The organism is Pseudomonas sp. LB3P81 (assembly GCF_054897965.1).
In genome coordinates, this window is sequence record NZ_JBUBVG010000001.1 from 4,835,035 (window position 1) to 4,861,369 (window position 26,335).

The 26,335-nt window shown below is 58.2% G+C and carries 24 protein-coding genes and 3 pseudogenes; 19 read left to right on the plus strand and 8 right to left on the minus strand.

Annotated elements, in window-relative coordinates; translation table 11 throughout:
• Positions 1 to 138 precede the first annotated feature (138 nt).
• The 5 genes and pseudogenes from ACYZTL_RS22425 to ACYZTL_RS22445 all read left to right on the plus strand — a co-directional run.
• Positions 139 to 930: a phosphate/phosphite/phosphonate ABC transporter substrate-binding protein gene (locus tag ACYZTL_RS22425; protein ID WP_461953571.1), complete on the plus strand. Its 792-nt coding sequence runs from the start codon at positions 139 to 141 to the stop codon at positions 928 to 930.
• 244 nt (positions 931 to 1,174) lie between these two features.
• Positions 1,175 to 1,708 carry a sigma-70 family RNA polymerase sigma factor gene (locus ACYZTL_RS22430; protein ID WP_461953572.1) on the plus strand — a complete coding sequence of 178 codons (534 nt, stop codon included), beginning with the start codon at positions 1,175 to 1,177 and terminating at the stop codon, positions 1,706 to 1,708.
• Entirely contained in the window at positions 1,705 to 2,718 is a 1,014-nt protein-coding gene (locus ACYZTL_RS22435) for an ABC transporter substrate-binding protein (RefSeq protein ID WP_461953573.1), read from the plus strand. Before ACYZTL_RS22430 ends, ACYZTL_RS22435 begins: the two co-directional genes overlap by 4 nt.
• A 739-nt stretch (positions 2,719 to 3,457) precedes the next feature.
• Positions 3,458 to 4,129 (plus strand): annotated as a pseudogene (locus tag ACYZTL_RS22440) (PAS domain-containing protein); the annotation flags it as partial.
• Between the two features lie 111 nt (positions 4,130 to 4,240).
• Positions 4,241 to 4,672, plus strand: a pseudogene (locus ACYZTL_RS22445) (methyl-accepting chemotaxis protein); the annotation flags it as partial.
• A gap of 251 nt (positions 4,673 to 4,923) precedes the next feature.
• On the opposite strand, the gene ACYZTL_RS22450 reads toward ACYZTL_RS22445, so the two are convergent.
• The 3 genes from ACYZTL_RS22450 to ACYZTL_RS22460 all read right to left on the minus strand — a co-directional run bounded on the left by ACYZTL_RS22450 (position 4,924) and on the right by ACYZTL_RS22460 (position 7,165).
• Positions 4,924 to 5,556 carry a glutathione S-transferase family protein gene (locus ACYZTL_RS22450; RefSeq protein WP_461953574.1) on the minus strand — a complete coding sequence of 211 codons (633 nt, stop codon included), beginning with the start codon at positions 5,554 to 5,556 and terminating at the stop codon, positions 4,924 to 4,926.
• Positions 5,557 to 5,909: 353 nt separating this feature from the next.
• Positions 5,910 to 6,941, minus strand: a complete 1,032-nt coding sequence (gntR, locus tag ACYZTL_RS22455) for an HTH-type transcriptional regulator GntR (RefSeq protein WP_461953575.1) — start codon at positions 6,939 to 6,941, stop codon at positions 5,910 to 5,912.
• On the minus strand, positions 6,938 to 7,165 hold the full coding sequence (locus tag ACYZTL_RS22460; protein ID WP_461953576.1) for a hypothetical protein: 228 nt from the start codon (positions 7,163 to 7,165) through the stop codon (positions 6,938 to 6,940). Before ACYZTL_RS22460 ends, gntR begins: the two co-directional genes overlap by 4 nt.
• Here ACYZTL_RS22460 and ACYZTL_RS22465 point away from each other — a divergent pair.
• Positions 7,157 to 7,690 (plus strand): gluconokinase, encoded by a 534-nt coding sequence (locus tag ACYZTL_RS22465; RefSeq protein WP_461953577.1) that lies wholly within the window; start codon positions 7,157 to 7,159, stop codon positions 7,688 to 7,690. The genes ACYZTL_RS22460 and ACYZTL_RS22465 overlap by 9 nt on opposite strands.
• A 79-nt stretch (positions 7,691 to 7,769) precedes the next feature.
• Positions 7,770 to 9,122 (plus strand): GntP family permease, encoded by a 1,353-nt coding sequence (locus tag ACYZTL_RS22470; RefSeq protein WP_461953578.1) that lies wholly within the window; start codon positions 7,770 to 7,772, stop codon positions 9,120 to 9,122.
• Between the two features lie 241 nt (positions 9,123 to 9,363).
• On the opposite strand, the gene alaC is transcribed toward ACYZTL_RS22470, so the two are convergent.
• Positions 9,364 to 10,575, minus strand: coding sequence for an alanine transaminase (alaC, locus tag ACYZTL_RS22475; protein WP_461953579.1), 1,212 nt, complete (start codon positions 10,573 to 10,575; stop codon positions 9,364 to 9,366).
• Between the two features lie 143 nt (positions 10,576 to 10,718).
• Here alaC and ACYZTL_RS22480 point away from each other — a divergent pair, with 143 nt between their 5' ends.
• The 3 genes from ACYZTL_RS22480 (at position 10,719) to ACYZTL_RS22490 (ending at position 13,302) form a co-directional block, all read left to right on the plus strand.
• Positions 10,719 to 11,381: a LysE family translocator gene (locus ACYZTL_RS22480; RefSeq protein ID WP_461953580.1), complete on the plus strand. Its 663-nt coding sequence runs from the start codon at positions 10,719 to 10,721 to the stop codon at positions 11,379 to 11,381.
• 342 nt (positions 11,382 to 11,723) lie between these two features.
• Positions 11,724 to 12,794: a hypothetical protein gene (locus ACYZTL_RS22485; protein ID WP_461953581.1), complete on the plus strand. Its 1,071-nt coding sequence runs from the start codon at positions 11,724 to 11,726 to the stop codon at positions 12,792 to 12,794.
• 106 nt (positions 12,795 to 12,900) lie between these two features.
• Positions 12,901 to 13,302, plus strand: a complete 402-nt coding sequence (locus tag ACYZTL_RS22490) for a hypothetical protein (RefSeq protein WP_461953582.1) — start codon at positions 12,901 to 12,903, stop codon at positions 13,300 to 13,302.
• A 148-nt stretch (positions 13,303 to 13,450) separates the two neighbouring features.
• On the opposite strand, the gene ACYZTL_RS22495 is transcribed toward ACYZTL_RS22490, so the two are convergent.
• Together ACYZTL_RS22495 and ACYZTL_RS22500 are read right to left on the minus strand one after the other, a co-directional pair.
• Positions 13,451 to 13,639 (minus strand): hypothetical protein, encoded by a 189-nt coding sequence (locus ACYZTL_RS22495; RefSeq protein WP_461953583.1) that lies wholly within the window; start codon positions 13,637 to 13,639, stop codon positions 13,451 to 13,453.
• A 35-nt stretch (positions 13,640 to 13,674) separates the two neighbouring features.
• Entirely contained in the window at positions 13,675 to 14,715 is a 1,041-nt protein-coding gene (locus ACYZTL_RS22500) for a tyrosine-type recombinase/integrase (protein ID WP_461953584.1), read from the minus strand.
• A 205-nt stretch (positions 14,716 to 14,920) separates the two neighbouring features.
• Here ACYZTL_RS22500 and ACYZTL_RS22505 point away from each other — a divergent pair, with 205 nt between their 5' ends.
• The 8 genes from ACYZTL_RS22505 to ACYZTL_RS22540 all read left to right on the plus strand — a co-directional run bounded on the left by ACYZTL_RS22505 (position 14,921) and on the right by ACYZTL_RS22540 (position 24,755).
• On the plus strand, positions 14,921 to 15,406 hold the full coding sequence (locus ACYZTL_RS22505; RefSeq protein WP_461953585.1) for a GyrI-like domain-containing protein: 486 nt from the start codon (positions 14,921 to 14,923) through the stop codon (positions 15,404 to 15,406).
• Between the two features lie 263 nt (positions 15,407 to 15,669).
• Entirely contained in the window at positions 15,670 to 15,768 is a 99-nt protein-coding gene (locus tag ACYZTL_RS22510) for a potassium-transporting ATPase subunit F (RefSeq protein ID WP_461953586.1), read from the plus strand.
• Between the two features lie 167 nt (positions 15,769 to 15,935).
• Positions 15,936 to 17,642: a potassium-transporting ATPase subunit KdpA gene (gene kdpA / locus ACYZTL_RS22515; protein ID WP_461953587.1), complete on the plus strand. Its 1,707-nt coding sequence runs from the start codon at positions 15,936 to 15,938 to the stop codon at positions 17,640 to 17,642.
• Between the two features lie 10 nt (positions 17,643 to 17,652).
• Positions 17,653 to 18,348, plus strand: a complete 696-nt coding sequence (kdpC, locus tag ACYZTL_RS22520) for a K(+)-transporting ATPase subunit C (RefSeq protein ID WP_461953588.1) — start codon at positions 17,653 to 17,655, stop codon at positions 18,346 to 18,348.
• A complete protein-coding gene (kdpB, locus tag ACYZTL_RS22525) occupies positions 18,345 to 20,414 on the plus strand; it encodes a potassium-transporting ATPase subunit KdpB (RefSeq protein ID WP_461953589.1) in 2,070 nt (689 codons plus the stop codon). Before kdpC ends, kdpB begins: the two co-directional genes overlap by 4 nt.
• Before the next feature lie 54 nt (positions 20,415 to 20,468).
• Positions 20,469 to 23,162: a DUF4118 domain-containing protein gene (locus ACYZTL_RS22530; RefSeq protein WP_461953590.1), complete on the plus strand. Its 2,694-nt coding sequence runs from the start codon at positions 20,469 to 20,471 to the stop codon at positions 23,160 to 23,162.
• Positions 23,159 to 23,851, plus strand: a complete 693-nt coding sequence (locus ACYZTL_RS22535; RefSeq protein WP_461953591.1) for a response regulator — start codon at positions 23,159 to 23,161, stop codon at positions 23,849 to 23,851. Before ACYZTL_RS22530 ends, ACYZTL_RS22535 begins: the two co-directional genes overlap by 4 nt.
• 406 nt (positions 23,852 to 24,257) lie before the next feature.
• Positions 24,258 to 24,755, plus strand: a complete 498-nt coding sequence (locus ACYZTL_RS22540) for a GNAT family N-acetyltransferase (RefSeq protein ID WP_461953592.1) — start codon at positions 24,258 to 24,260, stop codon at positions 24,753 to 24,755.
• A 111-nt stretch (positions 24,756 to 24,866) separates the two neighbouring features.
• Here ACYZTL_RS22540 and ACYZTL_RS22545 read toward each other — a convergent pair.
• A pseudogene (locus tag ACYZTL_RS22545) lies at positions 24,867 to 25,184 on the minus strand (PNPOx family protein); the annotation flags it as partial.
• A gap of 38 nt (positions 25,185 to 25,222) precedes the next feature.
• The gene (locus ACYZTL_RS22550) at positions 25,223 to 25,708 is read right to left on the minus strand and encodes a GNAT family N-acetyltransferase (protein ID WP_461953593.1); all 486 of its coding nucleotides are present in this window, start codon (positions 25,706 to 25,708) and stop codon (positions 25,223 to 25,225) included.
• Between the two features lie 141 nt (positions 25,709 to 25,849).
• On the opposite strand from ACYZTL_RS22550, the gene ACYZTL_RS22555 reads away from it, so the two are divergent.
• The gene (locus ACYZTL_RS22555) at positions 25,850 to 26,275 is read left to right on the plus strand and encodes a YybH family protein (RefSeq protein ID WP_461953594.1); all 426 of its coding nucleotides are present in this window, start codon (positions 25,850 to 25,852) and stop codon (positions 26,273 to 26,275) included.
• The last annotated feature ends 60 nt before the right edge of the window (positions 26,276 to 26,335 follow it).

Below are 26,335 nucleotides of genomic sequence, written 5' to 3' on the forward strand. Positions count from 1 at the left end.
CCCCTGTGGGAGCGGGCTTGCTCGCGAAGGCGGAGTGTCAGACGACATCAATGTTGAATGACACTCCGCCTTCGCGAGCAAGTCGGATCGCCGCACCGCCGCTCCCACAGTGGAGTTTTGTTGTATGGGAAGATTTTGATGATTCAAGACATCGCTGAATTACTGATGTACGTCGCCCCCGAACCGATCCATCAGGCCAATGAGCGCTGGTTGGCGCAAATCCTCGAGCGTCTGGGCGCCACCCGCCGCAACGCCGAAGGGCTGGCGCTGATGGAGCTGTGGCTGTCCCCGCACTTGCTGCTGACCCAAACCTGCGGCTATCCGCTGATGACCGCATTACGCGGTCAGGTTCGGGTCATCGGCCGGCCTCGCTACGAACTGCCGGACAGCACCGGCGGCAACCATTGCAGTCTTTTGTTGAGTCGCGCCGATGATCCACGCCGGACCTTGCCTGCGTTTTTTGGCAGCCGTGGTGTGATCAACGGCGAAGACTCCAACAGCGGTAAGAATTTGCTGCGTCAGCGACTGGCGCCGCTGCACCGCGACGGGCAGTTCTTCGCCAGTGTCGGTATCAGCGGCAGCCACCGCGAGAGCCTGCGCTGGCTGCGTGAAGACCAGGCCGATTTGGCGGCCATCGACAGCGTGACCTTCGCCTACCTCGCGCGCCACGCCGAAGAGGAAGTGGCGGGGTTGCGAGTGGTGGTGCGTAGTGCGTTCAGCCCGACCTTGCCGTACATCACGGCTGCGACTGTTAGCGATGAACAGGTTGAGGCGCTGCGGCAGGTGATGAACGAGGCGTTGCGGGAGTTGCCTGATGTGGCTGAAGTCCTTGGTTTGCAGGAGGTGTTGCCAGCAAGTGAGAGCGACTATCAAATTGTTCTCGACTATCAGCAAGAAGCCGAGGTGTTGGGGTTTGGGCGCCTGCGTTGACTGAAGATTTTTCGCGGGCAAGCCCGCTCCCACAGGTTTTGTGTCGATCACGAAATTGATAATCGACATAGAACCTGTGGGAGCGGGCTTGCCCGCGAAGGCGATCGCACGATCACCATCAAATAAAAATTCCATAATCGAATATAAAAATGCTTTTTAAGTATTATTAATGAATAAGGCTCCTTGCTAGGATTCGCTTCACCGGACCACCGGACATTCAGCGACCCTAACCCTTGGAGCCTCTATGTCCGGCACCGACTTTTCCCATCGCAATGACGTGGGCGGATTGTTCCGCGCCCATTACCCCTGGCTGTGCGCACGGTTGCGACGGCATCTGGGGGCCAGTCCCAGCGTCGAAGACATCGCCGCCGAAACCTTCGCGCAACTGCTCGAATCCCCGGGCCTGACCCCGATTCGCGAGCCTCGTGCCTTGCTCACCACCATCGCCCACCGGCTGATCTATCAGCTCTGGCGTCGCCGTGATCTTGAACGTCAGCACCTCGATCAACTGCAACACCTCGATCAGCCGCAAGCGAGTTCACCCGAGGAACTGCTGCAACTGACCCAGGCGTTGCACGGCCTCGACCGAACGCTGGAACGCTTGCCGGGCAAGGTTCGGGCGACGTTCCTGTTATCGCGAATCGATGGCCTGACTTACCCGCAAATCGCTGCCGAGCTGGGCATTTCCCAACGCTCGGTCAGCGTCTACATGACCCGCTCCCAAGCGTTGTGCGCCCAGCACAGCGCCAATGAACCCTTGCACCAGAGGTCCGCATGAAAACGATCAAAACCCTGCTCGGCAGTTCGCTGCTCGCCCTGAGCCTCGTGGCCAGCCATGTTCCCGCCGCAGAAAAAACCGCACCGATCCACTTCGGTGACATCACTTGGGAAAGCGGTAGCCTGATCACCGAGATCCTGCGGTTGATCGTCGAAAAAGGTTACGGCTACCCGACCGATACCTTGCCAGGCAGCACCGTCACCCTCGAAGCCGCGTTGGCCAAGAACGACATCCAGGTGATTGGCGAAGAGTGGGCCGGGCGCAGTCCGGCCTGGGTCAAAGCCGCCGCGGAAGGGAAAGTGTTCGGTTTGGGCGATACTGTCAAAGGCGCCACCGAGGGCTGGTGGGTGCCGGAGTACGTGATCAAGGGCGACCCGGAGCGCGGCATCAAACCGCTGGCTCCCGAGCTGAAATCCGTCGCCGACCTGGCGCGCTACAAGGATGTGTTCCGCGACCCCGAAGACCCGAGCCGCGGACGCTTCCTCAACAGCCCGACCGGCTGGACCTCGGAAATCGTCAACAGTCAGAAACTCAAGGCCTATGACCTGACCACCAGCTTCGTCAACTTCCGCACCGGCTCCGGCGCGGCGCTGGATGCCGAGGTCGCCTCGTCGATCCGCCGAGGCAAGCCGGTGTTGTTCTACTACTGGTCGCCGACGCCGCTGTTAGGCCGTTTCAAACTGGTGAAACTCGACGAGCCGCCGTTTGACGCCGAAGCCTGGAAGACCCTGGCCGATGCCAATAACCCGAACCCTAAAGGCACGCGCTCGATGCCGGCGAGCCTGGCCATCGGCGTGTCCGCACCGTTCAAGACGCAGTATCCGGATTTGGTGGCGTTCTTCGAGAAAGTCGATTTTCCGATCGGTCTGCTGAACGAGACCCTTGCCCGGATGAGCGAAAAGCGCCAGCAACCGCGTCAGGTCGCGGAAGCGTTTTTGCGTGACCAGCCGCAGGTGTGGAAGGGGTGGGTGCCGGGTGAAGTGGCTACCAAAGTGAGTTCGAGTCTGTAATTTCTTCAGCGCCTGGAAGAATGTCATCGCGGGCAAGCCCGCTCCCACAGGGATCTCCGGTGTGTGGCAGATAGTGTTCACACCCTGGAACCTTGTGGGAGCGGGCTTGCTCGCGAATGGTCTCATGGCTTACAAAGATTCAGCAGCCAACGCCGCCATCCCGACTGGTCGAGAATCAACCCTCTCCTGAAACCATCCTCGGCGGCGGTGCAGGCGTTGTTGGGCATGCTGGCTGAATGAATCGGGTCGAGCTGAACCGATTTTGTCCTCGGTGATAGCATAATAGTGGCCTTGCAAGACTGGCGCGACTGTCTATGCTGTGACGTAGTTAACTAAGTCGGTCACAATATGAGGGGCCGAGGCTCAAGAGTGCGCAACCCAAGGCACCGGCGCTGAGCAACAGGGAGCTGTTCGGTAAAGGGAGTTACTTATGAAAACATCAGGGTTGGCCCGGTCCCGGGCTATCAAGAGACGGATGTCTTGATAAGAGCGTTGCCACATGGACTCTCCGATTCAACATCATCGATCACCTGACCATTCCTCCTGTGGAGGAGTGCGTGTGCCAGTTCCATGGAACGTTGAAAGACCGAAGAACTTTCATCAATCAAATGACCGCGCTTAGGGTGACACGACCATGTTTAACCGACATCACAAGGCTGACCTGCTGGAAATCGAGCGCTACAGTTACGCGCTGACCGAGGCCAACGCCAAGTTGGCCGCCGTCAGCCGTTCGATGGCGATGATTGAGTTCACCCCTGAAGGCATCATCCTCGATGCCAACGAAAACTTTTGCGCCGCCACGGGTTACAGCGTCGAAGACGTGCGTGGCAAACATCACCGGATCTTTTGCGAAGAAGCGTTTTATCGCAGCGAAGACTACGCCAGATTGTGGCGTGACCTGGCCCGTGGCGAACCGGTCAGCGGCACCTTCCTGCGCTTGAACAAGCGGGGCAAGGAGATCTGGCTCGAAGCCAGTTACATGCCGGTTTTCGGCCCCGACCGCCAGGTAAAAAGCGTGATCAAAGTAGCCACGGACATTTCTGCCAGGGTCTACAAGGAACACGAAAGCGAAAGCATGCTCGCGGCGATCGGTCGTTCCATGGCGGTGATCGAATTTACCCCCGAAGGCCATGTAATCACTGCCAATGAAAACTTTCTGAAGACTACCCATTACTCGCTAAAAGAAGTCGTCGGTCAGCACCACAGTCTGTTTTGCCCCCGCGCCGAAGTCGAATCCCAGGCTTACAAAGTGTTCTGGGCCTCACTGAATCGCGGCGAATATCACTCGCGCCGTTTTGAGCGCAAAGATAAACACGGCCATACCCTTTTCCTTGAAGCGTCCTACAACCCGTTGTTCGACACCAAGGGCCAGCTGTACAAAGTGGTCAAGTTCGCCAGCGACATCACGAATCAGGTGACCACCCTGCAATCCGCTGCCGAATCGGCCCACAGCACCTCGGTCCAGAACGACGCCTGTGCGCAGAAGGGATCGCAGGTGGTGCAGCAAACGGTGCAGATCATCCAGGACATTTCCAGGGATTTGAACGAGGCGGCGTTGAGCATCGACGCGGTCAGCAAACAGTCCGACATCATCGGCACCATCGTCCAGACCATTCGCGGCATTGCCGATCAGACCAACCTGCTGGCGCTCAACGCGGCGATCGAAGCGGCCCGGGCCGGGGAGCACGGGCGTGGGTTCGCAGTCGTCGCCGATGAGGTTCGCAGCCTCGCCGCGCGCACCAGTCAGGCGACGCTGGAGATCGTCGACGTGGTGCGCAAGAACCATGATTTGTCATTGAGCGCGGTGTCGAGCATGCAGTCGAGTTTGAGCCGGACCGGTCTTGGGGTGGAACTGGCGAATGAGGCGGGGGAGGTGATTCTGGAAATTCAGCAGGGGTCGCGGCATGTCGTGGATGCGATCAGCCAGTTCAACTCAACGTTGCAGTTGAACTGAAATGCAGACTTGCAGGAGCACGGCTTGCCGTAATGCCGATCAGTTAAGCGAAAGCTGACTCTTGTAGGAGCGAGCTTGCTCGCGATGGACTTCAGGACGACGCGTGTATTCAGAGAATACGCGTTATCGTTGGCGTCCATCGCGAGCAAGCTCGCTCCTACAAAATTCGCTTAACTGATCGGCAAGCCGTGCTCCTACAAAAGCAACTGCGCAGTGTTTATTAGCGCTGACCAACCGAAGCAGGCATGGCTTCAAGGCAGGCCGTTGCAGCCATGTTTCAGGAATCCCGGGCGTTGTGCCAACCGTTGGAAATAATCGTCGATGGCGGGGAAATCGGGTCGATCCATCGGGGTCATCAGCCAGCGGTTGACGGACAGTCCGATGACAATGTCGGCCAGCGTGAACCGTGGTCCGGCGACATAGGCTTTGGTGGTCGCAAGTTGATGCTCAAGAATGCTCATCTTCTGATTCCAGTCGCGCAGGCCGGTGGCAATGCGATGCGCGTCCTGGAACTCCGGATCTTTGCGCACCAGCGCCGTAAACGCGTAGCTCCAGGAGGTGTTGAGATCGGTGGCTTGCCAGTCCATCCATTGCTCAATCCGAGCACGCGCCGCCGGTTCGTGCGGCAGCAGATCCGCATGCGGGTGTTTGCCGGCCAGATAGCGGCAGATGGTGTTGGATTCCCACAGCACGCCGGCCTCATCGACGATCACTGGCACCTGCGCGTTGGGGTTGAGCCGGGTAAATTCCGGGCTGTGGGTTGATGCGAACCCGCTGCCCCAGTCCTCACGCTCGTAGGAAAGGCCCAGTTCGTCGCAGGTCCAAAGGACTTTTCTGACGTTGATGGATGAGGCTTTACCGAGAATTTTCAGTGCATGTTCCATTGAGCCACTCCTTTAGCGATTCGACGCTTCGGGAATCTAACAGCGTGTCGGCTACTGTGCGACTCAAGCGGGGTCGGGCAGCGCTGAAGTTGAGAGACATAATCAAGGTTAGTTGAAAACCCACGGTATGAGTGATGCGCCGCTTGTTGGTGCACTGATGCTGCGTAGCTGACCTGTGGCGAGGGGATTTAGCGAAACGTCGCACCGCCCCGTTGGGTTGCGAAGCAGCCCCCATCCTGACTACGTTGTCTATCAGACAGATTTCGTTGCCTGATTTCAGGGCTGCTTCGCAACCCAACGGGGCGGTGCGACGTTTCGCTAAATCCCCTCGCCACAAGGGTGAAGTGTCGTGCTTAGGTACTCTCGCGCACCTTCAACTCAAACCCCATGTCCTGCACCGGCTTCACCACCGTGTTGCCCGCCATCAAGGTCAGCATCTGCTCCGCCGCACGCCGGCCAATCGCCTCGCGCGGGGTGCTGATGCTGCTCAGGCGCGGGACCATGTGGGCCGAGGCCGGCAGGTCGTTGAAACCGAGGATCGCCACTTGTTCGGGGATTTTGATTCCGCAGCGCATCGCTTCAAGCAGTGCGCCCTGCGCCAGGTCGTCGTTGCCGAAGAAGATTGCATCGACATCGGGGTGACTGGCGATCAGTTGCAGGAACAGCTCGCCACCCAGACCGACGGAGGACGCGCGCGGGGTCAGTACTTCCAGATCCGGGTCATACCGACCGGCCTTTTGCAGGGCTTTGCGGAACCCTTCGCCGCGCAGCAACGTGCGTTGATCCAGTTGCGCGCCAATGTAAGAAAGGCGTTTGCGACCGCGTGAGAGCAAATGCTCCGCCGCCGTTTCGCCGGCGGCGAGCTGCGAGAAACCGACACAATTGAGCCCGGCGCCACTGTCCAGTTCCATCATGTACACGCAGGGAATATTGCTCGCCTCAATCATCCGTCGCGAACTTTCGGTGCGATCAAACCCGGTCAACAGCAAGCCGCGCGGCTGATAGGCCATGTAATTGCGCAGCAGGTTTTCTTCTTCATCACGCGAGTAATGGAAGTTGCCGATCAGCACTTCGAAGCCCTTGGGACGCAAAACCTGATGAATGGCTTCCAGCGTGTCGATGAACAGCAAGTTGGACAGCGACGGCACCAACACCACGACGGAATGGCTCTGGGCCGAGGCTAACGCGCGGGCCGCGGGGTTGACCACGTAGTTGAGTTCAAGCGCCGCTTTCTGGACTTTTTCCACCAGTTCGGTGGCCACAGTGCTGACGCCGCGCAAGGCGCGGGAGGCGGTAATCGGGCTGACGCCGGCCAGTCGGGCAACTTCATTCAGAGTAGGACGGCCAGTGGTTCGAGTATTTTTATCGTTTTTAGGGGAGGTCATCGGGCGGCTTGCCAAACAAAATTCAAGGCACTAAGGTAGCGCTGTCCCGAAGCGGCTGCAAATGCGTTAGCGAGTTTTGCCTGAACCTCGCTTTTCGGCGTCGGGAACGAACATGCTGCAACCCACAAAAATGACAAGAAGGCGTCGGCAACTTCTGCTTTTGAACGAGTGTCATAGCTTTCAAAGGTAGCGCTGTCTGCGCGCTGAGGTGTTACATGAATCATCCCATCACCGCCCTGGTCATCATGGGCGTTGCCGGTTGCGGCAAGACGTGCGTCAGCGAAGCCTTGTGCGAGCTCAGCGGCGCGACGGCCATTGAAGGCGACACTTTTCACCCTGCCGCCAATATAGAAAAGATGAGCGCAGGCATTCCCCTGAACGACGACGACCGCGCCGGCTGGCTCGACAGCCTGTGCGATGAACTGCGCCGCGTCGATGCCACGGGCGAGCGCCCGGTGCTGACCTGCTCGGCCCTCAAACACATTTACCGCGAACGTCTGCGCAGCGCCTTGCCGGGCCTGGGCTTCGTGTTCCTTGAACTCACGCCTGAAGTGGCCGCCGATCGTGTCTCCCATCGGGCGGGTCACTTCATGCCGTCGACGTTGATCGACAGCCAGTTCGCCACCCTTGAATCCCCCGTTGGCGAACCGCTGACCCTGGCCCTCGACGCGTCGAACCACAGCGTCGATCAACTGGCGAAACAGGCGCATGCCTGGTGGCTGGAACACGGCTTGAAACGCGCCGGTTAATTTTTTCTTGAAGAGATAGCGCTGTCCTTACGGCTATCGAATTACCCGCTTTAATAACAACAACCAGGAGACACCCCTAATGTTTGGCATGTCCCACGAGACGTTCCTGCTGCTCGATGCAGTGGTCACGGTGATCGGGCTTATTGTCCTGATCACCAAGTTCAAGTTTCACCCGTTCATTGCCCTGATCATCGCCGCAGCCTTCCTCGGGCTGACCTCCGGCATGCCGATCGGCACCATCATCAAAGCGTTCCAGGACGGCTTCGGTGGGGTGCTCGGTTTTGTCGGGATCATCCTGGCGCTGGGCACCATGCTCGGCAAAATGATGGCCGAGTCGGGCGGGGCGGATCAAATTGCCCAGACCCTGATTCGCGCGTTCGGCAAGGACAAGGTGCAGTGGGCGATGATGTTCGCCGCGTTCCTGGTCGGCATTCCGCTGTTCTTCGAAATCGGTTTTGTGCTGCTGATTCCGCTGGTGTTCATCGTCGCCCGGCGTACCGGCGTGTCGATCATCAAGATCGGTATCCCACTGCTGGCCGGCCTGTCCGCCGTGCACGGTCTGGTGCCACCGCACCCGGGCCCGCTGCTGGCCATCGGCGTATTCGGTGCCGACATTGGCAAGACCATTCTCTACGGCCTGATCGTTGCGCTGCCGACCGCCATTATCGCCGGCCCGATCTACGGCACTTTCATTGCCAAATACATTCCCGGCCATCCGAACCAGGAACTGGTGGATCAACTGGCGCGTGAGAACGATTCTGCGGATCTCCCGAGCTTCGCCATCACCCTGATCACCGTGCTGTCGCCGGTTTTCCTGATGTTGCTCAAGACCTTTGCCGATGTGGTGCTGCCGGACGGCAACTTCTTCCGCACCTTCATGGACCTGATCGGTCACCCGATCTCGGCACTGCTGCTGGCGTTGCTGCTGTCGCTGTATACCTTCGGCTACAAGCAGGGCATCGGTTCCAACCAGATGCTCAAATGGCTGGATGCGAGCCTCGCGCCAACCGCCGCGATCATCCTGATCATTGGTGCCGGTGGTGGTTTCAAGCAAATGCTGGTGACCAGCGGCGTTGGTAATGTCATCGGCAACATGGCGGTGGCCGCGCAGATCTCGCCAATCCTTCTGGCGTGGCTGGTGGCGGCGGTGATCCGTATTGCCACCGGTTCGGCGACCGTGGCGACCATTACCGGCGCAGGCATTGTGGTGCCGGTGGTGGGGATGATTCCGGGCGTGAACCGTGAGTTGCTGGTGCTGGCCACCGGTGCCGGTTCGTTGATCCTGTCTCACGTCAATGATGCCGGTTTCTGGCTGGTGAAGCAGTACTTCAACATGACCGTGGCAGAAACCTTCAAGACCTGGACGGCGATGGAAACCATCCTGTCTGTGGTGGGGTTGGGCTTTATCCTGCTGTTGTCGTTGTTCGTTTAAGCACATTCGTCAGACACAAAAAAACCGCAAGATGCGGTTTTTTTGTGGGCGAGAACACTGTGGGAGTGCACTTCTTGTGGCGAGGGAGCTTGCTCCCGCTCGGCTGCGAAGCAGTCGTAAATCCGGTAAACGCGTTCTACCTGAAGAACAGCGGTGCCTGGTTTGGGGCCGCTTCGCAGCCCAGCGGGAGCAAGCTCCCTCGCCACAGTAGTGTGATTCCCACAGTGTTATGTGTCAGGCGTCAGGATTTGCTGACTAGCCCATCCGCCCTGAACATCCCGCGAATCCCGCGCACGGCCTGACGAATCCGGTCCTGGTTTTCGATCAGCGCGAAGCGCACATGATCATCCCCATACTCACCGAACCCCACGCCCGGCGACACGCACACCTTGGCTTCGGCCAGCAGTTTCTTGGCGAACTCCAGCGAACCCAGGTGCGCATACGCCTCGGGGATCTTCGCCCAGACATACATCGACGCTTTCGGGTTTTCCACCATCCAGCCCAGTTCATGCAGGCCTTTGACCAGCACATTGCGTCGCTGCCGATACTGCTCGGCGATGTCTTTCACGCACTGCTGATCGCCTTCCAGCGCCGCAATCGCCGCAACTTGCAGTGGGGTGAAGGTGCCGTAGTCGTGGTAACTCTTGATCCGCGCCAGGGCGTTGACCAGTTCCGGGTTGCCGACCATGAAGCCGATCCGCCAGCCCGCCATGTTGTAGCTTTTGGACAGGGTGAAAAACTCCACCGCGATGTCCTTGGCGCCTGGCACCTGCATGATCGACGGGGCTTTCCAGCCGTCGTAGACGATGTCGGCGTAGGCCAGGTCATGCACCACCAGTACGTCGTACTGCTTGGCGAGGGCGATCACCCGCTCGAAGAAGTCCAGCTCCACGCACTGCGCGGTCGGGTTGGACGGGAAGCCGAGGATCATCATTTTCGGTTTCGGGATCGAGCCGCGAATCGCCCGTTCCAGTTCAGCGAAGAAGTCCACGCCCGGAATCAGCGGCACCGAACGCACCTGGGCGCCGGCAATCACGGCACCGTAAATGTGGATCGGGTAGCTCGGGTTCGGCACCAGGACCGTGTCGCCCTGGTCCAGGGTGGCGAGCATCAAATGCGCCAGGCCTTCCTTGGAACCGATGGTCACGATGGCTTCGCTTTCCGGGTCGATATCGACCTCGTAGCGTTCCTTGTACCAGTTGGAAATCGCCCGGCGCAGACGCGGAATGCCCTTGGACGTGGAGTAACCGTGGGTGTCTTCGCGCTGGGCGACGGTGACGAGTTTTTCGACAATGTGCGGCGGCGTCGGGCCGTCGGGGTTGCCCATGCTCAAGTCGATGATGTCTTCGCCACGACGACGGGCGGCCATCTTCAGCTCGGCGGTGATGTTGAAAACGTAAGGGGGGAGTCGATCTATGCGCGCAAAGCGGCGCGGCGAACCTTGTTCGGCCATTGAATGGTGCCTCGGATTACGTAAGCGCCCGGAACCGTCCGAGCGACGCTGGTCACTGCGGTGACCTGTGGCGGAATGTAAGGGCAGGTGTGGCAAACTGTCCAGCCTCAACGTAAACAATTTTTTCCGAAGGAAATCGGTCGATGGAATTTAGCAGTGGCTTCTTACTGAGCCTTTCACTGTGCCTGGACATCGGCGTGGCCAATATCGCGATGATTACCCTGGCGATGCAGCGCGGCTATTTTCAAGGCTTTGCGCTGGGGTTGGGGACGTGCGTCGGTGATCTGATTTACGCCGTGCTGGCGCTGGCCGGCATGACCGTATTGCTTCAATACGAAACCGTGCGTTGGGTACTGTGGGTCGGCGGTTCGGCGTTGCTGGTGTACTTCGCGGCGAAGATGATCCATTCGGCGATTCACCACGAGGCGGTATTGGCCCAGACCACCGAAGTCGGTCACAACTCCCACCGCAAAGAATTCTTTCGTGGGATCTTTCTCGCCATGTCGTCGCCCAGCGCGATTCTCTGGTTTGCCGCGGTGGGCGGCACACTGATCGCGCGTTCCGGTGGCGGTGGCGGCCTCAGTTCGGCGCTGTTTCTCGGCGGTTTTCTCTGCGCCGGTGTGCTCTGGTGCGTAGGTCTGTGCTTCGCGGCGAGTCATGGCGGCAAACTTTTGGGCGACAAGCTTTTGCGTTATTCCTACATGGCATCGGCGGCGATCTTCTGCTATTTCGCGGTGTACGTGATTCTATCGGGCTATAATGAGTTTGTGGGTGCGGGCGCCGTCGAGGCGTTGCATGCACTGTAATTGGGCGAATCGGGTTTGGCTTCTATACTCGCAGAGCTGCTATCGACTTAACTTATTGAATTTTATAGTTTTATACCGTCGGTCATTTAGTGCTTACCACGAGTGTCTACCACGATGGCTTGCAGCGATGCAGGCCCTTGTCGTTTGCCGCAGGTCGAAATCTGTCGGGACGCAGATTCGGCAGTTCCGGGTGTCCCGAGCTGCCGGTGGACAGGCTAATGGCAAATAGGTAGCGTTTGCCGCGACCACCTCTAAGCTAGACAGGGATTTACAGGACAACAAGGTACGACACGCCATAGCGGCTAATAGTAGTTATGCGCCCTTCGCAAAAATGGAGTAGCAATGTTTTTCGGAAATGAAGATAACTCTAAGGTTTTGGCTGATTTCCTACGTAAAGCCAGAGCTGCTCATGTTGACGACAAAGCAAGAGCCAAACGGCTATCTTTATCAAGAGAGATAATTGGATATATCCACAAATCACCTGAAGAATGGGACGATCGGTGCAGCTTTAATATTAAGAATATAGGCGGTCAATTTATTCAATGGCTAGGGGATTTTGATCCACAAAAGCCAGCAGACATTGATAATATCTACTCAATGTCCTATAGGTTTCTTTGCGAATTCGACTTTCTGGTAGGCCCCGGAAAAGAACTTAGCATGGAGTTGCGATCAATTAGGAATAGGATTGAGCATGATAATGCTGAAATGGAAGATAACGTTAGGTCTCAAATTATTTACGCCTCATACATAATGCCCGCCAATATAGCTAAAGAGTTTATTAATGACGCAAATATTGGCGTCTTCAAAGATTTCGAACAGAGAAAAGCTGAAGCCGAAAAACTTAAAAATCAATGGGACGAAGAAATCGAACAAAAAAAGACCATAACAGATGCACTAAAAGACAAACTCGACGAATATAAAATTGGCTTTAATTTTGTTGGGCTATACAAAGGGTTCTCTGATCTAGCCGAGAAAAAAACCAAAGAATCATTCGGGTTATTTTGGTCATTAATAGGTATGGGGTTTCTCATCCTCTCACCCCTTATTGCTGAAATTGTATTCGCCGCAAGCGAGATATATGGCGGAAAATCCTTCACTGCCAACCATCTAATCATTCTAATACCATTGATTTCCATTGAGCTAATTTTAATTTATTTCTTCAGAATCATTCTGATCAACCATAGATCGGTAAAAGCACAAATCATGCAGCTTGAATTAAGGCAGACGCTTTGCCAGTTTATTCAGAGTTATGCTGGATACTTTTTAGAAATAAAAAAACAAGACTCCGGGGCACTGGAGAAATTTGAAAATTTAATATTTAGCGGGATTCTTTCTGATCCTGAAAAGCTGCCCAGCACTTTTGATGGCTTTGAGCAAATAGGCAATTTAATCAAGAGTGTGAAAAACTCATAACAAACGGTTCAAGTCGTTCGCTTCGCTCACTGGGGCGGGCTCAAGTCCGCCCCTCAACCTAAACGTTAGGCTTTCAGGCATAGAGCCTGCTAAGCAAGGAGTGCCAATGGAGTTTCTCGCACTAGTATTGATAGTTGTTGCTGGCGTCGTTGGCTGGAATGCTGGACGCGGCCATGGCCGAAGTGAAACCTTGGATAAAAGCCGTGATGAGCGAAAATCTGGAAATGAACAAATTCTTGAAAAATTTAAATTACACTCAAGCTCTGGTGTAGGCGTTACATATCTAAACTATCCAATAATTTCTCCTGATTCTGGCCCACTTGTTTTAATCACGGCAGTTGACTTGATATGGCTATCAACCCAAAGCCAATTATACATGAGCGGCTGCGACGCCTCTGATGCCTCACACCACCAAGAATCACTCCAGACAATCGCAAACATATACCTAGCGGAAAACCGTGGAATTACAGAAGCAGAGCGAGCTTATGTGGATGAATATTTCAATTAACCATTTATCGCTAATATAAAGCCGTTCGCAGTGTATGGACTAAACTCAAGGGTGCGCCGATTTAATCCCCCAACTTGCCGGGCGCACGCATGGTCATGGCCGTGCTTTATAAATGCTGGCTAAAGCGGAGTGCCCCGCCATGCCTACCTTATCCCTCAATACCGCCATCCGCCTGCAAATCGCCAAGGCGATTCTCGACGGCACCGACGAACGCAAGGCTGTCCAAATCATACCGCTGCCCGATGGCTCGCGTCTTCGGCTGCTGAGCCATTGCGGCTGTTGCGCCTTCGACTTGGTCGCTGATGGGTATGATTTGTTTAATCCGCATTTGAGTCATGACGTATCCGCGCTGGTGGTCGCAGACCTGTTCGCTCAAAGGATCGTAGAGGCGATGTGTCGGAAGCCGTGTACGGTTTGTTTTTTGCCATAACCGAGCGAATCCAATGCACTTAACAGCGCGTTGGCGGAAAGCCCTTTTTTCCCGCCGCGCCCCGGTAGAATAAATTTACTGTTCGGGTTCATGGCTTTTAATTCTTTTAAAATAGCCACTACTTGTGGTGCTAACGGCACCAGCAGTTCTTTTTCCATTTTCATGCGGGAGGCGGGGACTTCCCACAGCAATCTATCGAAATCGAATTCCGACCATTCCGCTTGGAGCAATTCATTGGCGCGAGTAAAAACCAACGTGATCAATTGCAGAGCGAGCATGACTTCGCGAGTGCCGATCTGATCGTAAGTGGCAATCGCTTTAACCAAATCGGGGAATTCTTTTGCACCGACGTGCGCGCGGTTTTTAGGTTTGTGAACCTTTAACGCACCCTCATGACCGATGGCGATATTGTGTGCCAACCGCCCGCTGTTGATCGCTAAGTCGAGGATCTGCCGAACGGTTGAGAGCACGCGGAAGGCTGACGAGTTGGCACCGCTCGCTTGCACTTTGCGCAGTACGGCGATCAGATCAGGGGCTTCGATGCCTTTCACCGGCAGCTTGCCGAGGGCTGGGAACACGTACTGTTCCAGACGCGCCCATTCGTCAGCGGCATATTTAGTTGACCATGTGTGTGAGCGGGTTTCGTACCACTCCTTGGCCAACGCCTCAAAGGAATCATCCTTCGCCAGCTTGTCGGCTTGCTTGGCTTTCTTCTTTTCCTTCGCCGGGTCGGTGCCGGTTTGCAGGATGGCGCGCTGTACCTCGACGGCCTTGCGGGCGTCGGCTAGGCTGACTTTGGGGTACGTTCCCAGCGCCATGCCGCGTTCCCTGCCGTCGAGGTAATAGCGGTAGCGCCAGCAGCGCGCCCCATCCGCCATGCACCACAGATAAAGGCCACCGCCGTCGTGATACTTCTTGATCTTCTGCCCGTCCGGGCATGTGGCATTCCTTACGTTCAGGTCGGTGAGGTTATGCTTGCTCATGGCGGCGAGCCTCGTGGTAACTAAGAAATTTCTACCACTGTTCAAAGCTAGCTACCACTAGATTTACTTGTAATTGCTTGTACCGATAAAACGGCTAAAGCCCGCGTATTTGCTGGCTTACAGCCTTGTATTTCAATCGCTTGGGATGAGTTTTAGCTTCTATACTCCCAGCCGAACCCACTTTTTTCGTCTCAGGAGTTGAGTCATGGATGAGCAATCAGGCGTAAAACCGGCCGAGCCACGTTTTGAACACGGGCACTTTCTGCTCATTGCAGGGCTTGGTGGACGATTTACCGCAGACACAACCAAGGGGATTCCGGACCTTTGGGATAAATTTATCCCCGAAATCGGTAAAATTCCCGGTCAAAAAAGCGAAGTAACCTACGGCATCTGCTGCAATCCGGATGGCAAGGGCGGCTTCGAATACATCGCCGGCGTCGAGATCGACAAACTCGACGACCTGCCCGAGAAGTACCGCTGGGTTGAGGTTCAACCCCAGCATTACGCGGTGTTCGAGCATAAGGGCTCGTTGGACCAGTTGCCCGCGACGTTTCAGTACATCTGGAAAACCTGGTTGCCGCAGTCCGGTAAAGAGGCGGCGGACGCCCCGGAATTCGAACGCTACAGCGAAGACTTCAACCCGAAGCTCAACACCGGTGTGCTGGAAATCTGGCTGCCCCTCAAATCGTAGTGAACCAAGCCTGGAACGGGCACTTCACAGTGCCCGTTCGTGACTGTCGTTGCCCCCTCGCATTGCCTCCCGCCTACCGCCCGTTTCGCTCGATCTATACGCCGTCTTAATACCGCAGCCCCCAATCAGTGTCTGTCCTTGATACCCCCTCACTTAACCTGCACAGCGCAGATTAGAGCGCGTATTCAGTGCGTTTTTTGCTCTGACGCGCTCTGCCGGGACCCGATTGCGGGTGTCCTTTCGTTTTGTCAGGGGGAGCTGTCTTGTTAACACTCGAGTTCATTTACATCGCCAGCGGCCTGTGCGCCGCCCTGTTGTTTGCCTACCTGGGTTACGCCCCTATCCATGCAGAGAAGTTCTGATGGCCGCAGTCATTGCGGCACAGGCGTTTTTATTCGCCCGCCAGGGCGGTCTTGAGAAAGGAAACCGGCAATGTACGACCTGATTTTCATGGGGGTTAGCGTGGTGTTTTTTGCTGCGACAGCCATGGTCATCGTCGCCATGGGCAAGATTTGAACGGAGCATCGACATGTTGAGCACTATGCTGGAATTTGCGGTGATTCTCGGGTTGATGACCGGGCTCGCCGTCTTGATGGGGAAGTGGCTGACGCTGGTATTCACCGGGCGAAACCATGCCTTGGCGGAGCGCGCCACTTATCGTTTGTTGGGGATCGATTCGACTGAAACCATGGGCTGGGCACGTTACGGCTCGGCCCTGTTGCTGTCGAACGCGGCAATGATGTTGCTGGGTTACATCGTGTTGCGCCTGCAAGGTTTCATGCCGCTCAACCCCTTGGGGCTGAGCGCGCAAACACCGGATCTGGCGTTCAATACCGCTGCGTCTTTTATCACCAATACCAACTGGCAGGCTTATTCAGGTGAAACCAGCCTGTCCAATTTCAGCCAGATGGCGGTTATCACCTTCCTGATGTTTGTCGGCGCAACAGCGGGCGTTGTGGCCGCCGCGGGATTCATTCGCGGCCTCAGCCGTTCGAACTCCGCTGACATCGGAAACTACTGGGTGGATTTCACTCGCACCCTGTACCGGGTGATGCTGCCACTGTGTTTTGGCATGGCGCTGGTTTATGTCTGGCAAGGCATGCCACAAACCCTGAACTCCCAGGCCCTTGCGACCACGCTGGAAGGCGCGCAGCAGCAATTGATCGTCGGCGCGGTGGCGAGCTTCGAGTCGATCAAGCACATCGGCACCAACGGTGGCGGTTTTTTCAGCATGAACGCCGCCCACCCGTTCGAGAACCCGACCCCGCTGACGAACATGCTGCATATCCTCAGCATGCTGCTGATCCCGTCAGCGCTGACGTACACCTTCGGCAGCATGCTGATGCGTCGGCGTCAGGGCTGGGTGTTCTTTGGCACGTTCCTGGTGATGTTCGTCGGCTTTCTGAGCATCGTTTACACCGCCGAACAAAGTGGCAACCCGCTGTTGACTCGGGTGGGCGCGGATCAAGTGCTGTCGGCCACCCAGAGTGGCGGCAACATGGAAGGCAAGGAATTGCGCTTCGGGATTGCCGACACCAGCCTGTTCGTGACCACCACCACCGGCGCAACCACCGGCTCGGTGAACGCCATGCATGACTCGCTGACGCCCATGGGCGGCTTCGTACCGCTGGCGCAGATGATGCTCAATTGTGTGTTCGGTGGCGACGGCGTGGGTTTTATCAACCTGATCCAGTACGCGCTGCTGACGGTGTTTCTGGTGGGCATGATGATCGGTCGCAGCCCCGAATTCCTCGGCAAGAAGATTGAGGCACGGGAGATCAAGCTGGTCATGCTCTCGGTGCTGGCGCACCCCATCTGCATTCTCGGCTTCACCGCCCTGGCGGCACTCTGGCCCGACACCCTCAATAGCCTCAACAACCAGGGACCTCATGGCTTCAGCGAGGTGCTGTATGCCTACACCTCGGGCACAGCCAACAACGGTTCGGCGTTCGCCGGGTTGAATGCCAATACGCCGTTCTTCAACACCACCATCGGTCTTGCCATGTTGCTCGGACGTTTCTTCACGATGCTGCCGATGCTCGCGGTCGCCGGTTCCCTGGCGATGAAAAAGAACATCCCGGCCGGTGCCGGCACCATCCCGACCGCCACGCCGCTGTTCATGTTTCTGGTGGTGTTCGTGGTGTTGGTGGTGGGCGGCCTGACTTTCCTGCCGGCGCTCGCGCTCGGCCCGCTGGTCGAGCAACTGCAGTTGCTGTCCGGCCAGACCTACAAGTGAGGGGGATGTGATGACTCAAGTACAAACACAAACCAAGGTGCAATTTCTGTTTGTCGGCCTTTTGCGCCCGGTGCTGATTTCGGCGGCGTTCTTCATGTTGCTGACCGGGCTGGTGTATCCGTTGTTCACCACGCTGGTGGCTAACGTGCTGTTCCCCTATCAGGCCCGGGGCAGTCTGGTTGAACGGGACGGGTTGGTGATCGGTTCGGCGGTGATCGGCCAGCATTTCACTCGCCCCGAGTATTTTCAGGGGCGTCCGAGCATGACCCTCGGCGCTGACCCACTGGACCCGAGCAAGAGCGTGGTACAGCCGTATAACGCAGGTTCCAGTGGCGCCAGCAACCTTGGCCCTACCAGCCAGAAGTTGATCGACGCCGTGGCCATGCGCGTCGAAGCCTACCGCCGGCAGAACGGTCTGGCAGCAGATGCCCAGGTGCCGGTGGATGCGGTCACCTCGTCGGCGTCAGGGCTGGACCCGCACATCTCGGTGGCCAACGCACAGATTCAGGCGTCGCGCGTCGCACGCCTGCGTCACCTGCCGGAAGCCGATCTGCTGAAGCTGGTGAATGCCCACACTGAGCAACGCACCTTTGGTTTGCTCGGCGAGCCCCGGGTCAATGTGCTGCAACTCAACCTCGCGCTGGATGCTTTGACGCCTGCGCATCAGCCATCCCTTGCGGCCAGTGAACAAGAGAAACAACCATGAGTAAGCAAGTTCGTTTGCCTTTGTTTGACCGTGGGTTGTTGCTCACGGCGTGCCTGGATGCTTTCAGGAAATTGCTACCCCAGGCGCAGTGGAAGAACCCGGTAATGTTCGTGGTGTACCTGGGCAGCATTCTCACCACGCTGTTGTGGCTTCAATCACTGGGCGGCGAGGGCGAAGCCCCCAGTGGTTTCATTCTCAGCATCACGTTGTGGCTGTGGTTCACCGTGCTGTTTGCCAACTTCGCCGAAGCCCTGGCCGAGGGGCGCAGTCGGGCCCAGGCAGCCAGCCTGCGCGGGATGAAGCGCCAGACCCTGGCCAAGCTGTTGCAGCAACCCCGACACGGTTCCGCCTGGAGGCCAGTGCCTTCCAGCGAACTGCTCAAGGACGCGGTGGTGTTGATCGAGGCGGGCGATCTGGTGCCCCTCGATGGTGTGGTGATCGAAGGTGTGGCGTCGGTGGATGAAAGCGCGATCACCGGAGAGTCGGCGCCGGTGATTCGCGAGGCGGGCGGCGACTTTTCATCGGTCACCGGGGGCACAAAAGTGCTGTCGGACTGGCTGGTGGTGCGTATCAGCGTCAATCCCGGCGAGTCGTTTCTGGATCGCATGATTTCCATGGTCGAATCCGCGAAGCGCCAGAAGACACCCAACGAAGTCGCGCTGACCATTCTGCTGGTGGGCCTGACGTTTCTGTTTCTGCTGGTGATCGTGACGCTGGGCCCGTACTCGATGATGGCGGTGATCATGAGCGGCGGCGACGTAGTCAGCGCAACGGTGCTGGTGGCGCTGCTGGTCTGTCTGATCCCCACGACCATTGGTGGCCTGCTGTCGGCGATAGGTGTGGCGGGCATGAGCCGGATGATGTCGGCCAATGTCATTGCCACTTCCGGGCGGGCGGTGGAAGCGGCGGGTGACGTTGATGTCCTGCTGCTGGACAAGACCGGCACCATTACCTTGGGTAATCGCCAGGCCAGCAGTTTTCTGCCAGCGCCGGGAGTCAAGGAATCGGAACTGGCGGACGCCGGGCAGTTGGCCTCGCTGGCCGACGAAACGCCGGAAGGACGCAGTATCGTGGTGCTCGCCAAGCAGAAGTTCGACCTGCGGGCGCGGGACCTCAATGCCCTGGGGGCGAGCTTCGTGCATTTCACCGCGCAAACCCGCATGAGCGGCGTCGATCTGGCCGGTGGCCGGCGCATCCGCAAGGGCGCGGCAGATGCCATTCGCCAGCACATCGAGGCGCTGGGCGGCAGCTTCCCGTCGGCATTGCAGAGCAAGGTCGATGAAGTCTCGCGCCGTGGCAGTACGCCCCTGGTCGTGTGCGAGGGTGAAAAGGCCTTGGGCGTGGTCGAGCTCAAGGACGTGGTCAAGGGCGGCATCAAGGAGCGCTTTGCCGAACTGCGGCGCATGGGGATCAAGACGGTCATGATCACCGGCGACAACCGCCTGACGGCGGCAGCGATTGCCGTGGAAGCCGGTGTTGACGACTTTCTGGCCGAGGCCCGGCCGGAAGACAAGCTGCAACTGATCCGCGACTACCAGGCGCAGGGCAAGCTGGTGGCGATGACGGGAGATGGCACCAACGATGCGCCGGCACTGGCCCAGGCGGACGTGGCCGTGGCCATGAACAGTGGGACTCAGGCCGCCAAGGAAGCGGGCAACATGGTCGATCTGGACAGCAACCCGACCAAGCTGATCGAGGTGGTTGAAGTCGGCAAGCAGATGCTCATGACGCGCGGCGCGTTAACCACCTTCAGCGTGGCCAACGATGTGGCCAAGTATTTTGCTATCGTACCGGCCGCATTTGTCGCGACCTATCCGCAACTGGGTGCCCTGAACGTGATGCACTTGAGCAGCCCGAATTCGGCGATTCTCAGCGCGGTGATCTTCAATGCCCTGATCATCGTGTTTCTGATCCCGCTGGCGCTGAAGGGTGTGACCTACCGAGCCATCGGCGCCGCGGCGTTGCTCAATCGCAACCTGCTGATCTATGGGCTGGGTGGCGTGCTGGTGCCATTCGTGGGGATCAAGGTGATCGACATGCTGTTGGCCGGGCTTGGCCTGGTTTGAAAGGACTGACTGCGCGGCGCCCTGTGTGGCGCCGTGCAGTTCAAAAGGATTGCCATGCTCGTAACTGATACGTTCACCGCTTCACGTGACGGCCGCCCTGATCCCGACGCGCTGCTGGAGAAGCTGCAACAAGACGAACAGGCCGCCCTGCGCGGGAAATTGCGCATCTATTTCGGCTCCAATGCCGGGGTGGGGAAAACCTGTGCCATGCTCATCGCGGCCCAACGCGAAGTGACTCAGGGCCGTGACCTGGTGGCTGGCGTGGTCGAAACCCATGGCCGCCGGGAAACCGCTGAACTGCTCACCGGTCTGGAACTGCTGCCGCGCTACAGCGTGGTGCATCGCGAGTGTGCCCTCAGCGAGTTCGATCTGGATGCCGCGCTGGCGCGACGTCCGGCGGTGCTGCTGGTGGATGAACTGGCCCACAGCAACATTCCCGGTTCGCGTCACCCCAAACGCTGGCAGGATGTCGAAGAACTGCTGCGCGCCGGCATCGACGTCTGGACCACCCTCAATGTCCAGCATCTGGAAAGTCTCAACGATATCGTCAGCGGGATCATCGGCATCCGGGTGCGCGAGACCGTGCCCGATCATCTGTTCGACGCTGCCCATGAAGTGGTGGTGATCGACCTGCCACCCGATGACTTGCTACGCCGTCTCAAGGACGGCAAGGTCTACCTGCCGCCCCAGGCCGAGCGCGCGTCCCGGCATTTCTTTCGCAAAGGCAACTTGCTGGCCTTGCGCGAACTGGCGCTGCGGCGTACCGCCGATCGAGTCGATGCACAGATGCGCGACTATCGCCGCGAGCGGTCCATCAACACCCTTTGGCCCGCGCGCGAGCGTCTTCTGGTCGGCGTGGCAGGATACCCTTCGGATGAACGTCTGGTTCGTGAAGCGGCGCGTCTGGCACAAAAACTCGAGGCGGACTGGATAGTCGTCCATGTGCCTTCGGTTCAGCACCGTGAAGCCGGCGCGAACCGCTATGCCGCCGCCATGAAAACCCTGGCACTGGCCGCTGAGTTCGGTGCCGACACGGCCACGCTGTCAGGCATGGACGTGGCCGAAACTCTGGTGGCGTTTGCCCGTGAACATAACGCCAACCGCCTGGTGCTCGGGCATTATCCGCGCAAGGTCTGGCAGTTCTGGCATCAGTCGATCAGTGACCGTATCAGCCGTCGTCACCCCGAGATCGACCAGATTGTCATCGCTCATGGCCCGTTGCCCGTCGTGTTTGCGGTTGCGGTGAACACGGATGCAGCGTTGCCGCCGAGCAGGGCTGCGGCGTACCTGTGGGCCAGCCTGGCCTGTTTTGCCGCCACGGCGGTGGCAGCCTTGTTGTTGCAGGTGTTTGATCTGGCCAACGTGGTCATGCTGTTTTTGCTCACGGTGGTGTTGGTCTCTCTGCGTTTCGGGCGCGGGCCGGGTGTCTGGGCGGCGATGCTGGCGGTGCTGTGTTTTGATTTCTTCTTCGTCCAGCCACGCTGGTCGTTCACGGTCAATGACACCCAATATTTCTTTACCTTCGCCCTGATGCTGGGTATTGCGTTGATCACCGGTCAACTGACGGCCCGCTTGCGTCATGAGGCTCGCACCGCTGCCGGCCGTGAGCGGCGCGCGACGTCATTGGCAAGGCTGGCTCGCGACCTGTCGGCGGCGCTGACGGTGGAACAGATCACGGAGGTGGCGCTGCGCACCTTCAGCGGCGTGTTTGAAGCGCGGGGCGGGCTGGCACTTCCGGACGCTATAGACAGTGTCCATTCCAGTGGCGCCGGTACATTTGCGATCGATGAAAGCATTGCCCAATGGGTTTACGACCACGGCCAACCCGCGGGTCAGGGCACCGATACGCTGGCGGCCGCTCAAGGCCGCTATTTGCCGTTGAAGGCGCCCATGCGCGTACGCGGGGTGTTGGTACTCGAACTGGCTGAACCCGAGCGATTGAACGAGCCTGAAGAACAGCGTTTGCTCGAAGCGTGCATGAGCCAACTGGCGATCGCGCTGGAGCGGGTGCATTTCGTCGAAGTGGCGCAGAGCACCCTGGTGCAGATGGAGGGCGAGCGCATGCGCAATACGCTGCTGGCCGCGATCTCTCATGACCTGCGCACACCGCTGACCACCATTATCGGCGCGGCAGATGCGGCGGCACCCCATGCGCCGCCCGGAGCACTGACGCAGTTGCTGGGCGGCATCCGCGATCAGGCCAGTTCCATGCAGCGGTTGATCGAAAACCTGTTGGACATGGCCCGGATGCAGGAACGCGGTGTGCGCCTGAACCGGCAATGGCACTCGCTGGAGGAAATCGTCGGCAGCGCTTTGCGTCAACTGCGTGAACCGTTGGCGCGGCATGTCGTGCGCACCGCGCTGTCGCCGCAGTTGCCGTTGGTGGAAGTCGATGCGCTGTTGATCGAGCGCGTGCTGGTCAACCTTCTGGACAACGCCGCCAAGTACACCCCGGCCGGAACGCTGGTGCAGGTGGCGGCCCGACAAGAGGAAGACAGCATTGTGCTGGAGGTGATCGACGCCGGTCCCGGTTGTCCTCGGGGCAGCACACCTCAGAGCTTGTTCGAACCGTTCACGCGGGGTCAGCAGGAGTCGGCCGTGGCCGGTATCGGCCTTGGGCTGGCGTTGGCAAAACGCATTGTCCAGGCCCATGGCGCAACGATCGAGGCTCAACCCCAGGCCACCTCGGGTATCCGCTTTGTCATCACTCTACCGGCGGGTCACCCGCCTTCCATGGAATCGCTATGACCAGTGCACGCATCCTCATTGTCGAGGACGAGGCCAACATCCGCCGTTTCGTCGGTATCGCGCTGCAGGATGAAGGTTTTCAGGTGTTCGAAGCCGACAACGTCAAACGCGCCCTGATCCACGCCGCCAGCCGTCAACCGGATCTGGTGATTGTCGATCTGGGCTTGCCCGACGGTGACGGCAAACAATTGATCAGCGAGCTGCGGGGCTGGATGACGGTGCCGATTCTGGTGCTGTCGGCCCGTGATCGTGAAGAGGAAAAAGTGGCGGCACTGGATGCGGGCGCCGACGATTACCTGGTCAAACCCTTCGGCGTGCCCGAGTTGCTCGCGCGCATCCGCGCCCAGTTGCGTCGACATGTGCAGAACGGGACCGCCGCTGTCACCAGCAAGGTGACGTTCGGCATGATCGAAGTGGACCTGGCCACGCACGAGGTCCGGCGCGAGGACCAATCGGTCCATCTGACGCCCATCGAGTATCGCCTGCTTTGCGCGCTGATCCGTGGACAAGGCCGGGTCATGACCCATCGCCAGTTACTGCTGGAAGTGTGGGGGCTGGATTACGTCGATCGTGCTCATTACCTGCGGGTACACATGGCGCACCTGCGACAAAAACTGGAAGCAGATGCCGCCCAGCCGCAGCATTTCATCACGGAATTGCAGGTGGGTTATCGCTTGATGGGGCTGTAGGGAAGGGCAGGCGCTGGTTGCAGCGCCCGGCCTTGTGCCGCTCACTTGTCTTTCTTGATTCGGCGCTCGTGCAGGAAATCGATGTACAGCGTGATGAAGCCGAACGAGCTAATGCTGAACAACACAAGTAAGCCGATTTGAGTCGTGCTCATGATCACAGTCCTGTGGGTGGGACGAGAAGCGCTCAACCTGCCGTGGCTGGGCGTCTTCAATCGTCGAGGCACAGATAGATAATACGAACCCGGGGCATTGGGTAGCGGTTATATGAAAGCTTTACGGCGCCGTCCTTGAACCCTATGCACTTCATACGAGTACCGGGTTTCGGAGGTTCGAGGACCGGCAAGTATTGTTAGAATCGGCGAGCGATACTCTGTCATCTCACTTGCCCCAAGGTTGCTGTTCTGCCATGAACTCGTCGAACCCCGTCATCCGAAACGTCCTGCCTGCTGATCTGGACCGCTGTTTCGCCATCGAAACCGTTGCCTACGAAGGCGACGAAGCCGCCACCCGGGAAAAAATCGCCACCCGCATCGCCACCTGGCCTGAAGGTTTCATCGTCGCCGACGTGGACGGCGTTGTAGCCGGTTTCATCAACTCCGGGGCGGCGTTTCAGGTCGAGATGTCGGACGAGGCGTTCAAGGAACTGATCGGCCACGACCCGGCCGGCCCGCACGTGGTGATCATGTCGGTAGTGGTGCATCCCGATTATCAGGGGCAGGGCCTGGCGAAACGTCTGATGGGCGAGTTCATCGAGCGGATGCGTGCACTGGGCAAGACCAGCATCAACCTGATGTGCAAAGAGCGGCATATTCCGCTGTATGCCGGGTTCGGGTTTGTCTACGTCAAGCCTTCCGCTTCGGATCATGGCGGGATGGCTTGGCATGAGATGATTTTGGACCTGTAAACCGATCTCCCGTAGGAGCTGCCGAAGGCTGCGATCCTTTGATCTTGATCTTCCAAAAGCAAGATCAAAGGATCGCAGCCTTCGGCAGCTCCTACATTTAGTCCGTGATTTTCAGTAGAGGCTGTCCTGCACCCTCGCCGGTGCTTCCCGGTCATACGCCTGCGCATCAAACTCCCCACCATTCAACCGCTTGTGAAACGCCCCCGCCGTCGGCAGCGCCGAGCGATCCAGGTGCTTCTCGGGGTTCCACAAATCCGAACGCACAATCGCTTTCGAGCAGTGGAAAAACGCCGCCTCCACCGTCACCAGCATTACCGTGCGCGCCGGTTTGCCGTTGACCGCGAAGCTTTCCGGCAACCCCGGCTCATTGCTGATCTGCACCGTGCCGTTGACCCGCAACGTCTCGCCGATCCCCGGGATGATGAACAATCGCTTCCAGTGCTTCGAGGCTGTTGAGCATAACCACCTCAGAAAATCAGACACATGCGCCGTTCGTAACCGATCCGGCCCTTATACGCTTCGCCGCTGTCGACCCAGCCGAACTTTGCATACAGCGCGATGGCCGCCTCGTTGTCCGCATCCACCGACAACTCCAGCGCTTTTATTTCCGCAAACGCCTGACGCGCGATGTCGGGCAGGGCTTGCAAACAAGCCTTGCCATAACCTTTGCCCTGATGACGCTGGTCGACTTGCAACGCATGCAGGGTGGCGCTGTGTTCATCGGCCCAGGCGGGCAGCGCCGGTGGGCGTTTGAGCAGCAGGAAGGCAACGGGGATGTCATCGACCAGCAGGGCAAATCCTTTGACGCCGGGGCCCGGTTTGGACAACAAGGTGTGCAACGCACCATGGATGTCGCCGGAGAACTTGATCTGTTCTTTGTGAACTTCGATGGCCTCGACCTGCTGGCGCTGGCGCGTGTTCAGGGTTTCGTAAGGCACGAGTCGGGATGTCACTGGAGTGTCCTTTTTCCAACAGAAATGAGCGTGGGATTCTAGCGAGTTTGCGTCCAAGGATTATTTTTAATTTGACTGTCGATCTGGCGTCTTGCCGGACGACTAAGGGTGTCTTCACAACAAAAACCACGGAGAACCACCATGACGGCGACACACGAAATCCAGACCCTGATCGACACCTATCGCCAGGCGGTCATCGCCAAGGATGTCGAAAAAATCATGGCCCTGTATGGCGATGACATCGTCTCCTACGACGCGGTCAAATCCCTGCAAATCCGCGGCAAGGCCGCCTACCGTGCACATTGGCTGGAGTGTATGGAAATGTGCCAGGGCACGCACACGTTTGACTTCGACCACATGAACATCGTGGCGGATGAGCACATCGCCTTCGCCCACTGGCTGGCCCATTGCGGCGGCACCAACGACAAAGGCGAAACCCAGGCCTGCTGGATGCGCGTGACCGCCTGCTACCGGCGCGAGGCCGGGCAATGGCGCATCGTTCACGAACACTGGTCTGCGCCGTTCGACATGATGAGCGGCACCACGCTGTTCAACCTGGAACCCTGATCGTCGGGAAGCAGCGCCAAAACGCCAAACTGCAGCCATAGTTGATCAGTTCGATCGGAG